The sequence below is a fragment of the Paenibacillus sp. ClWae2A genome (genome assembly GCF_032452295.1).
Taxonomy (GTDB): domain Bacteria; phylum Bacillota; class Bacilli; order Paenibacillales; family Paenibacillaceae; genus Paenibacillus.
In genome coordinates this window covers 819,427-832,485 of record NZ_JAULSQ010000001.1, presented here as the reverse complement: position 1 = coordinate 832,485, position 13,059 = coordinate 819,427, and the positions used below count along the sequence as shown (strand labels likewise).

General features: G+C 40.0%; 15 protein-coding genes and 1 pseudogene. 4 read left to right on the top strand and 12 right to left on the bottom strand.

The window, feature by feature from the left end:
• Nucleotides 1-88: 88 nt before the first annotated feature.
• A complete protein-coding gene (locus tag QVE09_RS03375) occupies nt 89-400 on the top strand; it encodes a hypothetical protein (protein ID WP_315935676.1) in 312 nt (103 codons plus the stop codon).
• 336 nt (nt 401-736) lie between these two features.
• Nucleotides 737-1,288, top strand: coding sequence for an HAD-IIB family hydrolase (locus QVE09_RS31505; RefSeq protein ID WP_397386995.1), 552 nt, complete (start codon nt 737-739; stop codon nt 1,286-1,288).
• Nucleotides 1,289-1,318: 30 nt separating this feature from the next.
• Here the strand turns inward: QVE09_RS31505 and QVE09_RS03370 are convergent, their stop codons facing one another.
• From QVE09_RS03370 to QVE09_RS03350, 5 genes are all read right to left on the bottom strand, one after another.
• Nucleotides 1,319-1,762 carry an HAD family hydrolase gene (locus QVE09_RS03370; RefSeq protein ID WP_315935675.1) on the bottom strand — a complete coding sequence of 148 codons (444 nt, stop codon included), beginning with the start codon at nt 1,760-1,762 and terminating at the stop codon, nt 1,319-1,321.
• Nucleotides 1,755-2,033, bottom strand: coding sequence for a DeoR/GlpR family DNA-binding transcription regulator (locus QVE09_RS03365; RefSeq protein ID WP_315936086.1), 279 nt, complete (start codon nt 2,031-2,033; stop codon nt 1,755-1,757). Before QVE09_RS03365 ends, QVE09_RS03370 begins: the two co-directional genes overlap by 8 nt.
• Before the next feature lie 260 nt (nt 2,034-2,293).
• Nucleotides 2,294-2,746, bottom strand: a complete 453-nt coding sequence (locus QVE09_RS03360) for a GNAT family N-acetyltransferase (RefSeq protein ID WP_315935674.1) — start codon at nt 2,744-2,746, stop codon at nt 2,294-2,296.
• A gap of 75 nt (nt 2,747-2,821) precedes the next feature.
• The gene (locus tag QVE09_RS03355; protein ID WP_397387008.1) at nt 2,822-3,745 is read right to left on the bottom strand and encodes a helix-turn-helix transcriptional regulator; all 924 of its coding nucleotides are present in this window, start codon (nt 3,743-3,745) and stop codon (nt 2,822-2,824) included.
• A gap of 2 nt (nt 3,746-3,747) precedes the next feature.
• Nucleotides 3,748-4,089 carry a nuclear transport factor 2-like protein gene (locus QVE09_RS03350; RefSeq protein WP_315935672.1) on the bottom strand — a complete coding sequence of 114 codons (342 nt, stop codon included), beginning with the start codon at nt 4,087-4,089 and terminating at the stop codon, nt 3,748-3,750.
• A gap of 413 nt (nt 4,090-4,502) precedes the next feature.
• On the opposite strand from QVE09_RS03350, the gene QVE09_RS03345 reads away from it, so the two are divergent.
• On the top strand, nt 4,503-4,817 hold the full coding sequence (locus tag QVE09_RS03345; RefSeq protein WP_133385041.1) for a nucleoside triphosphate pyrophosphohydrolase family protein: 315 nt from the start codon (nt 4,503-4,505) through the stop codon (nt 4,815-4,817).
• Nucleotides 4,818-5,695: 878 nt separating this feature from the next.
• Here QVE09_RS03345 and QVE09_RS31500 read toward each other — a convergent pair.
• The 3 genes and pseudogenes from QVE09_RS31500 to QVE09_RS03330 all read right to left on the bottom strand — a co-directional run.
• A pseudogene (locus tag QVE09_RS31500) lies at nt 5,696-6,024 on the bottom strand (hypothetical protein); the annotation flags it as partial.
• On the bottom strand, nt 5,997-6,293 hold the full coding sequence (locus QVE09_RS03335) for a hypothetical protein (protein ID WP_315935671.1): 297 nt from the start codon (nt 6,291-6,293) through the stop codon (nt 5,997-5,999). The gene QVE09_RS03335 and the pseudogene QVE09_RS31500, both read right to left, overlap by 28 nt.
• Before the next feature lie 149 nt (nt 6,294-6,442).
• Entirely contained in the window at nt 6,443-7,012 is a 570-nt protein-coding gene (locus tag QVE09_RS03330; RefSeq protein WP_315935670.1) for a TetR/AcrR family transcriptional regulator, read from the bottom strand.
• Nucleotides 7,013-7,167: 155 nt separating this feature from the next.
• Between QVE09_RS03330 and QVE09_RS03325 the strand changes: the two genes are divergently transcribed.
• Nucleotides 7,168-8,124, top strand: coding sequence for a carotenoid biosynthesis protein (locus QVE09_RS03325; RefSeq protein WP_315935669.1), 957 nt, complete (start codon nt 7,168-7,170; stop codon nt 8,122-8,124).
• Between the two features lie 575 nt (nt 8,125-8,699).
• Here QVE09_RS03325 and QVE09_RS03320 read toward each other — a convergent pair.
• The 4 genes from QVE09_RS03320 to QVE09_RS03305 all read right to left on the bottom strand — a co-directional run bounded on the left by QVE09_RS03320 (nt 8,700) and on the right by QVE09_RS03305 (nt 12,880).
• Nucleotides 8,700-9,683, bottom strand: coding sequence for a glycoside hydrolase family 43 protein (locus tag QVE09_RS03320; protein ID WP_315935668.1), 984 nt, complete (start codon nt 9,681-9,683; stop codon nt 8,700-8,702).
• Between the two features lie 28 nt (nt 9,684-9,711).
• A complete protein-coding gene (locus QVE09_RS03315; protein WP_315936085.1) occupies nt 9,712-10,515 on the bottom strand; it encodes a carbohydrate ABC transporter permease in 804 nt (267 codons plus the stop codon).
• Between the two features lie 46 nt (nt 10,516-10,561).
• A complete protein-coding gene (locus QVE09_RS03310) occupies nt 10,562-11,458 on the bottom strand; it encodes a carbohydrate ABC transporter permease (RefSeq protein ID WP_100527509.1) in 897 nt (298 codons plus the stop codon).
• An 84-nt stretch (nt 11,459-11,542) separates the two neighbouring features.
• Nucleotides 11,543-12,880, bottom strand: a complete 1,338-nt coding sequence (locus QVE09_RS03305) for an ABC transporter substrate-binding protein (RefSeq protein ID WP_315935667.1) — start codon at nt 12,878-12,880, stop codon at nt 11,543-11,545.
• Between the last annotated feature and the right edge of the window lie 179 nt (nt 12,881-13,059).

Below are 13,059 nucleotides of genomic sequence, written 5' to 3'. Positions count from 1 at the left end.
AAAATATTAGATGGAATTTTATGGTACAATAAATAGAGAGTTCTAAACTCTGTAATTCTAGTATAAATTAAACGGGAGGTTGTTAAAAATGAAATTATTAAAGCTTGCTTTAGGAATGAGTATTGCTTCACTATCATTTTTTCCATTTACATCTCCATCATTTGCAGAATCTACATCAGAATTGCCCTCTTCAGAAATTACTACCCCATCGAATACTACTATTCAGATCAATCTGACTTCAGATGAACAAAACTTAGAAGCGCAAAATGCAGCAATCCAATCGACTTCTGCTAGCTTCAGTCTTTCGAATTTTGCAAGTGGATCGCAAGGGAATACTGGTACAACAGGTGATTTTAGCCTAACAACTCAATTAATTGGAGCTCCAGCAATAAAACAGTGACACTTAAGGTGAACCATTATGAACATAGAGTTATAAATGGTCAGGAAGCATATACGAACGCTACGATTGTATACGACTTAATAAGTCAAAATGGAAATAGAGCAGGCAGCAAAACATTGTCAGGTAATTACTTTTCTCAACAAGGCACCGTTACCTGGACAAATGTAAAGCCTGGAACATATAACTTAATAATAAAAAATGTCGGTACAGGTTATGCTTCCGCTTTTGGAACATTTTCTGTGCAATAATTAAAATAAAGCACACAGAGTCGTATTAGATTGACTCTGTGTGCTTTAACCGATCTCTAATATCGCAGAGAGTGAGAGGCTCTTCAAGTTGTTTCAAGGTATTGCCCTGAACAGAAACGTCGAGACAGAACTTCTCTGCGATACCTACTATTACATATTATCTCTATTTATTTTTCTCTTAAGATACAATCTATCACCAGGTAAATTAAGATGTTCCGCGATCTCCTCCCATGCCGACTTGGAGGGAGCCATAACTACAGATCAGATAAGGTGCAGCAAGTTTTCTTATTTTGGAGTAATGGATGAACTGATACAGTTGGAAGCGAAGCTCAATCAAATGTTCTCTGGACAGATTGAAACTTTCATTAGCGATCATGATTGTCTGGATGTAATGCCGTGCAACGTCTCTAAGGGTGACGCGTTAAAGCTACTTATTCATAAACTCGGGATTTCTCCGGATGAGATCGCATGCATCGGAGATTCATTCAATGATCTCTCAATGTTTGCTTTAACACCACATAGTTTCGCGATAAGTGAGAGCCACGAAGAGATACGCAGCAGGACGAGCACGATTGTTCATTCCGTTGCTGAAGCCATCAATCACATCATTTCCTACAACTATTCTTCGAGTGCGACATAGGGAGATGAGTACATGAAACGTGATATATGGTTAGGCTGCTTTGGTTATTGTTATGGCTCCCTCCAAGTCGGCATGGGAGGAGATCGCGGTCATAATTCTTGCTTCATACGGTACGATAGCTTCATTCCACTCACGCACGTAATATAAATCATTCGTACTATGGATAAATTGAATGAAATCGTTTCTACCGATGGCTTGGAGAAGTCGTGTAGATAGCTCTGGACTAAACTCCGACGAGGCCAGCAAGACCTGGTCATGCACATGAATGGTCGCACCGTTCTGTCCGACAGCATAATACTGATTTGCAAATGGCTTCAGGAGAATTTGGATCTCAGAGTTCATTCGTCCAGAGGCGATGCGCAAATCCATTCCATAGTCGTAGGCTTTATTAATAGCATAAAGATCACGTTCATTAATGCGTCTCTCACGATCAAGCAGTGTACCATCCAAATCACTAACGATTAGTTTAATCATCGAACTCCTCCTCTGACACAACAAGTAACTCCACGCGATGTTCCGAAAGCTTCTCCATCAATTGGTCATCTGGCCGCTGGTCGGTAATCAATAGATCAATCGCATTCAGCTCGGCAACTTTATAAAACATCTGGTCCCCAAATTTCGTATGGTCCGCCAATACGATGACCTGTTTGGCTTTTTTGATCATTTCACGCTTTACCACGCCGTCTTCCACATCTGGATAGGACAATCCATTGGAAGTTATCCCACACGCGCCGAGGAACTTAATATAGCTTTAAGCGCATGCTATTGATGATTAGATGTATATCTAATTGGTAATCGGACTATGTTCTTGTCCATTCCGGCAATCGGTACAAGTTCTTGTCCCTCGACACCTCCATTGCTGTCTCTAACAAATGTGGTGCAGTCGCTTTATGGTATAGAACGCTAACGTTTCCCGTTAGCTCAACGAGACTGTCTATTTTTGCCGTCAGCCTCATCCTGGTGATTATTAAGCTACAGTTCCTAGATAGAAATATGCTTCAATTTTCATTCGATGCTATCCAAAAATTTAATAAAATTTTTCTGATCCTTCGTAAATTGGTAACCCCTTTTCTGGTAAAGTCTATGTGCTTGCTCGCGACTCGGATGAGATAACAACTTGATGCCGGAATAACCCTCATCCCGCGCCCAGTACTCTAAATAATCCATTAACTTGCTACCAATACCCTGATTTCTGTAGCCTTCTTTTACTACAAAGCCTAAAACATTAATCAAAGGATCGGCAAATAGCAACTCATAGCGACTTCCATGGATATATCCAACAATCTCGCCATGGAGTTCGAAAACAAAAATCTTATCTTTTGTCTCTCGTGTAATGATTTCAATTTTTTCTTTGACTTTCTCTTCAGAAAAGTATGAAAGATCGGAGTTGAAATCTCTATTTAACAAGCAAATGTCTTGATAATCGGTTATGTGAATTTCCCTCACTAGGTATTCCATAATCAACTCCTTACACTTATTTTTTATATTGTTCAAGTATGTTGTGTGGTTTAACAGCTTCTCTTGTTCTACTGTCTATTCCAGCCTGTTTTTTAAGACAGCCAACTGCGATAACAACCGATTTCGAAGGCTTTCCGGATTGATTTCTTCCAGGAGGGTTCCGAATGAGAGTAAATAACTATCAAGCCACAAACCGATTGGAAATTCTCCTCGTACGTCATATGAGCCATCTCTGTTAGCCGTAATCATCGAATCAGGAAATTCATCATAGACTCGGTAGGCGCCTTTGGCCGAAATTCGTAGCGTCACCTCGACAAGGTCTTGACCCTCAAGTTTTTCTGCCTCTCTAATTGCCTGGACTTCCATCCTGGGCTCGTAATGCTCATCGGTAACCTCGATATCTCTCATTCGATTGATCTTGAAAATGCGGGAGTCCTTGCTGGACAAACAGTAACCGGCCAAATACCAGGCTCTGGCCTTAAAGATCAATTGCACGGGTTCCACACTCCGCCGGCTCGCTTGTCCTGCAGAGTTATAATACCAAAAGTGGATGATATGATGATTAACAATCGCTTCACGCAGCTTTTGAAAAACAAATCGGCTGGATTCCGCGCTGCCCCATGGCGAGAAATCCACTTCCAGCCAGTTATCCCGCTCTTTTTTGAACAAGCTTATAAATTTTAACAGAACAGCCTCTATCCCTGGGTATGCTGTAGCTTCCAACATCTGGAGCGCCATTAGAACATCTTCTTGCTCCTTGCCCGACAACAGTGAAGCGTTAAAGGAATAACCCGGGAGCAGTGATATCCCGCCGCCTTTTCCTTTGCTGCTGTATACGGGAATGCCTGCCGCGCTGAGGGTATCGATATCCCGATAGATCGTTCTCGTGGAAACCTCAAAATGCTGTGCCAATTCACCTGCTGTGATCGTTTTCCTGTGCAATAGCATATACACAATTTCGAAATGTCTGCTGATTGGCATGGCGTTCTCCCTTACAATGCTTATTCCAAATCCGCCCTCAATTGCTCAATATGATCATCTTTCAAGTGAAACTGATAAAGTCCGATAATTTCTTCTCCAGGAAAATGGCCTTTAAATAATACTCGCATGTCTATCACACTATTGTCTATGGTGAAATCAATAATTTCAGTATGGGTATCGTACTCTACAAAGTAAGTGGTGAAGTAATGTTTAATTTCATTGCGCCCGATAAGATCCCTTCCAATAGATTGCTCAATAATCACACTATTATCCGTGAAGGTGCTTAAATAGGCCCCTACATCGTGTGCATTAGAGGCATTAATATAGTCTATAACAACTTTAGGCAAAATTGAATCTCTCATATTTTTCGCTCCTCGTTTATTTTTAACTGCACCCTAACTATACCTCCGATAATATGACTGCATTATGTCATATTATGAATTTGTAATCCCCTATTTCTTCAGTCGGTTTTATAATATGACACGCTGTTGTCCAATTAAGGGTTGTATATTGGGAGAGTGGTCTGATCTTCCCAGACGACGAAATCAAACGTGAATATACGATGTTACTTTGACGGCAGAAGAAATATCCAACCTCAATTCGTTGTCACAACCGAACAAAAGCTTTATCGAAAATTTTATTAATACGGATTCTTCTAATGCAATGCTTCAAAGCGGCACAACTGTTAATGGTGTTACGAGCAGTACCTTTTTTTATTCACAACTAACAACTCGTATTTAAAAACACTAAAAAGAAAAGGAGATTTCTAAATATTATGGACTTTAACGAAGCGGTTGAACGTTCCGTTCGGCTTAGAGAGCAGTATCACAATCTGGAACGGCAATTTCATCAGACGGAATGGACTGTAGAAGAGGACGCGTTAGCCTTCTTGACGGACGCCGGTTTGGTCGGCCGTCTGACCATGTCTCAGCAGGGGCGTTGGCCGGCGAACAAAAGCAATTCCGAACTGGAACATAAGCTGGGAGAATGCATTTGGTGGCTGATCGTTCTGGCAGAACGAATGAATATCGATACCTGTGAAGCACTTGAAAGATTTTTATTAACAACTGAAAAACAACTAAGGAACTAAGATTGAAAAAGCAGGACTCCTCCTGGCAACAGAAGGACGTAACGGCAGGTACAGTTGAACTCCCATTATCAAACAACGACTTTGTACGATGTGTTTTTGGCCGTGCAGGTAGCTCCACTTCACAAGGAGTATATTTAGTATGATTTTGTTACAAGGCTTGAATGTTCGCTGCTTCGAATAAGCGAAGGCAGCACGATTCAAGTATTCCTCAAACTTGCGAAGACCCGATGAGATCATCATCGGGTCTTCGCGTTGCTCTTCGATTATAGATCCCCCTATACAAGGTAGCTGAAGAGATAAGGAAAAGCTTGAGTTCTTTCCTTAGCCTCTTCTCAGGACCCGTAAAAATCACAAATACCAGCCAGCGGCTCTAATTCACTTCCAGTTTCAAATATACATTCATTCCGTCTTAAGTGTGCACACGAATGGCCGTTTTGAACGGTTGTCTCTTCATGGTTATAAAGATGCCCCTCGAATTTCATCGGTTAAACCTAGAGTTTTTACAATGTCTACTGATGCAGCCAAGAATGATACCCCCTCCATACACTTCGAACACCAATGCAATTCAGGATGAAACCAATGTTCCCATGAACTATATAGTTCAGAAAATGGACCTATTAACGACTGAATATTCTTAAAATTGTGTTCTTGCAATTTAAAATCCAGCGTTTGATGAAGCCTTTCGAGGTTTAACTGTATTAGTTCTCTTTGCTTATCTCCAATTAATGTTTAATATTATTCACGTGAGCACTGCCAGAGATTTGAAGAATTTCATTTCGATCTGCAAGATTCACCAAAACCAGTTTTTCAAATACGGACCAAGGCGATTCATAATTATATATCCATTCTTTCCTCCAAACGACATTCATGTTCTATTACCCGATAGCACCGCCAATGATTCCCGCAATTGAATGGTCGATTCAATGGAAGTTTAACCCCATAGATCGCCGGTTCAGTGATACCAAACAAAGCTGTAAGAGTAGATGATCCTGCATGGTGTAATGAAGTTTTTGACGCTCAGATGAATGACTTTGTTAAACCATTTCTCGAGCAAGCTCATCACGATGACCGAAATAATGATCGTAATGACAGTTGAGGAATAACTCATCATAACGACCGGAATACCAAAGAAATCAGTTGGCGTACCTTCATTTTTCAGTGTAACAATGGTCGGATATATTAATGCACCCACGATCGTAAGCGCAACGTTTTATAACGATCATGCATGTTGTCGATCCACTCATAGGATACCTCGTCCGCTTGCAGGTATGTTTTAATGGCACCAACATCCAGATGCAAAGAGCGATTATTGAAACGAGTAATTTTAGCTTCAATGACCATATTCTCTCGAAGCCGATTCCAAGTCAGTCCTTGAAGATGATCAATAGCTTGTTTGCTTGATGCACCAAAAATTGCTGAGTTACGGTCAAGTTGAAGAACTTTATAATAGATTGTCGTACCGACAGTATCTCTCAATTGTGCCCCGTTTTCAAACTCAGTTTCGTCGATAGGGATAATTCCTTTGATATGACCAAGAATACAATACCGCACACCTTGCCGGCGTGAGTTTCAACACTCATACTGCGTAGAAGCTGCCGGGCTTTTTGGTGAGAAGCGGGAAAATCCTACAATTCTTCAGAATAAAAAGCTTTAGATACGGATTCCGTAGCTTTATCAATAAAAGCTGCAATTTTACTGGGGTTTTCCTTCAGACCACTACTCACCCACTTTTTAATAATAGCTATACTTCCATGAGCGGTGAACGTATACCAGGACTCAAATAATTGGGGATCAAAATATTTTAATTCCGTCTTCCATCGTTCAATAGTTAAATCGTGACTGATATAAAGGATTCGTTCTAATAATTCTTTATCGCCATGCTCTGAGAACAGAACCTCACATATCGTTTTATTCGCTTTTATATACTTACATAATTCATAAGATAGCGTTTGAGGGTTTGAAGAACTCATCCCAACTTGCTTAATGTCTTCGTAAAGATCATTTTCAATCGTTGAAAGAAGCTCAAACTGATTAGCATAGTGTGTATAAAAGGTGTTGCGATTAATCCCTGCTTCTCTGCATATGTCGGTCACTGTAACTTTATTGATAGACCGTTCTGTCAAAAGCTTCAACAGGCTTTCTTTGATAACCATTTTTGTATATCTCACTCTGTGATCTGTTTTTTTGTCTGCCATGATATCCTCCCAATTTAAAATAATGAACAAATCTAAGGTGGCTTGTATGATAACTAACATATCACAATCGAACAGCCTGTTGTTTAAGTAACACAGTGAAATTATAATTTATTTGAACGTTCAATTCTATTTTTAAACTTAAATGGAGGTAAGATATGGGTGATATAACTGTAGTGCCTGTATGGATTATTCAAGATATTATAGTCTTAATTGCTGCTGTTCTAATGGTTTTCTATATCCTTGACAAGGAAACACATCCCAAAACGGTTCTACTGCAGTTTATAGGTTTTGTGTTTTTTTACGCAGCCGTTTTTGAAATTACTGCTTCATCGCTTGGGGAAGGTTTTTACGCCTATGGGCGGAGTATTTTAATGTTATTTAATATACCAATTACTGTCCCTATTATTGAGTTTCTGATCATTTATTCAACTTTGCGTGTTCTAAAGTCTGTAAATATACCGTCCTGGACTAAACCATTTATTACGGGATTGAGCGCTATGGTTTTTGACTTTTCATTAGATCCGGTGGCTGTTAAACAGATATTTCAGACTACAGATGGACTCATGGCAAGATGGACTTATTATCCGCTAGTCGGTGAGCCTCAAATCTATGGGGAACCTGTGATGAATTTTACAGGATGGATTTATATAGCGGGATATTGGACCATCTTTATTCTAATTGGTGAATGGTGGCATAAAAAGAAAGGCTACAGTAAATCAATTGGTTATATCTATCCGTTTCTGGCGGCCATTCTGTCATTAGCGTGTATGTTCTCACCTTTATCTAACTTCTTTAATTATATGGGGCCGTTCTTCGAAAGAACCTCTAATATGCAATGGGTGATGTTGATTACACTTTCTGTAATTACAATGGGAATTTTAGCATTAGCTTTTATAAAGTTTTGGGACCGGAAGGTTAATTATTCAATCACTCCCAAAAAAGATTTTTCTATCATGTTTACTTTCGTGGGGTTCCCCCTAGTCAATACTATATTTTGCATTATAGGAGGTTACACGGGAGTCTTGTGGCTGGTCGCTCTGGCTCAGATCCTATTATTGCTAGGCTGGATTGGAATTTACATTATGGGTAAAAAAGCAAGTCCAATCAAATAAATCCATTGAATGAGCTTGCTCCCAACGAATACCTTATCTTCTACCAATGAGATATTCCACTTTATTGCAGCCTATGATCTTATTGGATAAGCCTTACTACGCCTCAGCAAGTGTTTAGATGATTATCAAATCGGCAATGGCACCAAGTTCTTGTCCTGATCACAAGTATTTTTTCCTCACTTTTGGTTAATTCATGGTTAATTTAAGTAGGTTGATTAAATACGGATTCAGTATATTGCCAAATGCAACGTGTGGCTAAACCTCGCCCTCTTCTTTTCATAGTTCATTTAGCTCTTTTATGTATAAAGTATTTAATATCAGCAATAGCCTAAGCATTCCGTGAACAACATTTTTATAATTTAACGTTATCTCTTTCCTCTTTAAGCAAGGTTAGTCCCACTCAACTCTTCGACTTATTTGTTAAACTATCCTGCCCTTATGATACGTCCGGCGTATTATCTGTAGAGCGAAATCGAAGGCACCCAGTAGGGTGCCTTCGATGTTCTTACTGTCTCTCTTTGGCAAGTTGGATAAACGAACTCAAATCCATCAACCAACCTTGTTGGGACGCTCGTTCATTGTAAAGAACGTGCAAGTGCTGCAACAGAACCGCGGAAATCGGGTCTGCCGTCAGCCGTCCACAAAAGCGCTGTCACAAATGTATGGCGATTCGGATCGTACAGCGGATCTCCTATAATGTTCTTGTACGTTCTTGCGTGAAACACAAATAGCGTCTCTTCGTCGTACTCTGACACCGTGAAGGAATTATGACCGGGACCATACATTGAGATGCTCTCATCTGTCGAGAGAACCGCTGTTTGCGACTTGCGCCATGAGGTGGCATCGAGCAAATCAGCATCCGCATCGGCTTCAAGTAGGCCCATGCAATAATTGAAATCGGTGGCGCTAGCCGAGTAAGAGAGGAATACCCGATTACCCTTGCGAAGAAATGCCGCGCCTTCGTTCACTTTATAACCAATGATCTCCCAGTCATATTCCGGCATCGAAATCATCGTTTGCGACCCAGTCAGCGTCCACGGATTGCTCATTTTAGATATATACAGATTAGAGTTACCTCCGATGTTCGGATCCTTTTGTGCCCATACGTAATAACGGCTGCCATTATGCTCAAAGGTAGTGGCATCGAGGGCGAAGCTTTCCCATTCGGTACGAACCTGCCCTCTTTCCATCCAACTGCCTTCGAGCGGATTGTCATTTTCATTCTCTAGCACGTACATCCGATGGTCGAACAAGCCTTCATTCGTTTCCGTCGTGTATGCGGCAGCGAAATACACGTACCATTTGTCATCAATAAAATGCAGTTCGGGTGCCCAAATATTGGCACTAAGGATACCATTCTCGCGCTTTCTCCAGATCACTACAGGAGTTGATGTAACAAGCTTCTCAAGGTTCTGGGCTCTACGGATTTCAATTCGATCATACTCCGGAACGGATGCTACGAAGTAATAATAACCATCCGAATGTCTGTAAATAAAAGGATCAGCTCTCTGTTCAATTAATGGTTGAATGTCTTGTGACGCTCGTTGTTGGATTTCCATCTAATCACCTGTTTCATCATAATATAGATTACCCTTTAACAGCGCCTGCAGTCATACCGTCTATGAAATATTTCTGAAAAGCAATGAACAGTATGAAAATTGGAATGATGGAGAAGAAGGAGCCCACGATCAATAGGTCATAGTTGTTGCCATAAGGAGTTAACAACGTTTTCAAACCGATTGGAAGTGTATATTTACTCTGATCTCCGAGCACCATGAATGGCCACAATAGATTATTCCAGCTATTCATACCATTCAAAATGGCCATTGCCGCAAAGGATGGCTTCATAATCGGCATAATTAGTCTGAAATAAATCGCATACTCGTTTGCGCCATCAACCCGCCCAGATTGAATAATCTCTTTGGGTATGCTTCGTAGATATTGCCTGAAGAAAAATATTGTCGCGGCATTGGCTATACCGGGCAGAATGATTGCCGCATAGCTATTCACCATTCCCAAATCATTAATTAGGCTGTACAAAGGAACCAGCAGTATTTCGAAAGGCACCATCATAATGAGCAAAACACATATAAAGAGGAAGTTCTTACCTTTAAAATGATATGCTGCAAAACCATATGCAACAAATGCGCTTACAAAAAGTGTTAAAACCACTTGAACGATTGTTAAAATCATACTGTTCCAAAACCACACAAAATAATCATGTTCTCCAGTAAACAGAAAGATGAAATTATCAAAACTCATGATTTCAAAATCCAAACTTAGGTTAAGACCATATCTAACTAATGATTCACCTGGTTTAAAGGAAGATAGGGCCACTGCGTAGAATGGGATCATAATTATAACGAATAGTATAATGAATAAACAAAACATTACTATTCTAGAGATGAAATCACTCCTCGTCTGACTTCTGCCCACTTTAATCCTCCTCCTTTTTGAACATTCCACTAAATTTCAACTGCGTTAAATTGATAACCATAGCAATGACTAACAGAACGATACCAACTGCGGCTGCGTAACCCAGCTTATTCTGCTCGATCCCTTGTCTATACAGATATCCAACAATGGTTAAGCCAATATTTTGGGGTGATTTGTTACCGTTGAACATCATCAGGCTCTCGGTAAACATTGCTAAACCTGCATAAACACTAATTGTGGTAACATATACCGTGGTCGGCTTCAATAATGGCATTGTGATCGTTCTAAACTTCTGCCAAGCAGATGCACCGTCAATTGAAGCAGCCTCATAATATTCATTGTCAATGCTTTTCAAACCCGATAGATAGTAAAGCATATTAACACCTGTCCATCTCCAACATGCGAGGATTAACAGTGCTGCCATACTCCAATTTCCGTCTTTCAAAAATTTGATAGGCTCTACACCAAATAGACCTAGGAAACTGTTCATTAATGAACCTTCCATCTCACCGAATGTAAGGCGGAAAATGGTACCCGCAACTGCGACAGATGTCAATGCAGGGAGAAAGAAAGAAGATTTAAAAAACTCTCTTCCCATCATTAACTTACTGTTGATCATAACGGCGAATAACATGGGAAAAGGAATCAGCAGCACTAAGGTTCCTAACATGTACACAACGCTATTTTTAATAGATGTCAAAAACACTTTATCAGTAAGTAATTTCGAATAATTTGCTTCACCAATCCATTTAGGATCCTGTCCCAGCATCCTATCTTGAAAGCTCATTACGAATGAATTCACAAGCGGAAAAAACCAGAATATCAAAAATATGAGTATAAATGGCAATACAAAAACATAAGGTGCAACTTTTTGAGAGTATACAAATTTCTTTATCATATTCTCAATCTCCCTTGACTATGGTTAAACCTGCCGACCACTGTACCTGCCGACAGGTTTAATCAAATCATTTACTTATTATATTTATTTCAATTCTTGTTCAATTGCTGCTTGTGCTTCATCCAACGCTTCCTTCACGTCTTGGCCATCTTCAAAGATAGCATTCAAAGTAACCGTATTGAATATATTGCCGATGGTTGGTGAAGCTTTAACGGACTTAATCGCTCTAATTTCGTCTTTGATTTCATTCAAAGTATCAAATGCATTTGTTTTAAAGTATTGGACGTATTCATTTTCAGGGTTTTTCGTAACTGCATCATCTTTCCATACTTCCATGTTGATTGGGTCAAATCCAAGTGTATTCCAGATTTCAGTAGTAGCTTCTTTCGAAAGCTTAGCAAAGGCTACAAATTCTTTTGCCAACGGAACGTCTGTACCATTCTTAGTAACAACTGTGCCAGTACCGCCTAAGCCAACGGAACGAGGATTACCTTCTTCAAATACAGGCAATGGAGCTATTGCATACTTACCTTTAAGGTCTTTCATTTCGTTTACAAAGCGGGACATGTACCACTCAGGCATTAATGCACTTGCGTAGTTGCCTTTGTTATATTCGCCTTTTGCTTCTTCTGTGTCGGGTTGTCCGCCAGGGATCGTATGAATAACATTGTTCTTCTGCAGATCGACTAACATTTCAAACGCTTTAATCATTTCAGGCGAGTTCACTTTTGGATTACCATTTTCATCTGTAAAATCAGCATTTTGCTGAGCTAGTAGCAGCGATGCTTGGAACGAAGCTGATGTATCAGCAGTACCTAAGTACTTGCCAGTCTTTTCGTAAACCTGGATACCTGCTTGTTTGTAATCTTCCCACGTTTTGATTGTCTTGTAGTCAACACCTGCTTGTTCGAGAATTTCAGTGTTGTAGAAAGCAAGCGTAGCACCTACGTGATAATCAAAGCCATAAACCTGATCGGCTTTGGAGTAAATCTCGACACGTGAAGGAACAACAGCGTCCTTGTATGGTGCAAATACATCATTTAAAGATTCCAGGGGAACGTTGTCACCTTCCAAGAATTTAGGGAATTGACCAAGCTCAATATCCGCCATATCAGGAGCACCTTTTCCGCTTGTAACTGCCAATAAGAGCTTGTTGTGCATATCATCGTAAGGCATAACCGTTACATTCAACTTAATCTGTTTGTCTGGGTTCTGTTGATTCCATACCCCCAGCATTTTATCCAAATGCTTGCCGTGCAAATCTGCGAATGTCCAAAATGATAATTCTGTTGCATTCTCACCGGCATTAGCGCCTAATTGCTTTGTTTCCGTTTTTGAACCAGAAGGAGTGCCACATGCAGTAAAAACAAGTGACATAATAAGGAGTGTAACGATGAAGATTAAAGCACTTTGTTTTTTCATTTGTTCGTCATCCTCTCTTTTTTGTTATGCATGTGAAAAGTCCCCTTCGCAACAAGCTCTTAGACTCCATACTGTAAGCGCTTAACATGCCGTATTAATATATATATGAAATAGGCTTTATATAACCAATTGAATTATAAAATCATAAAGTTTATGGGAACATATAACTATATCTTAAG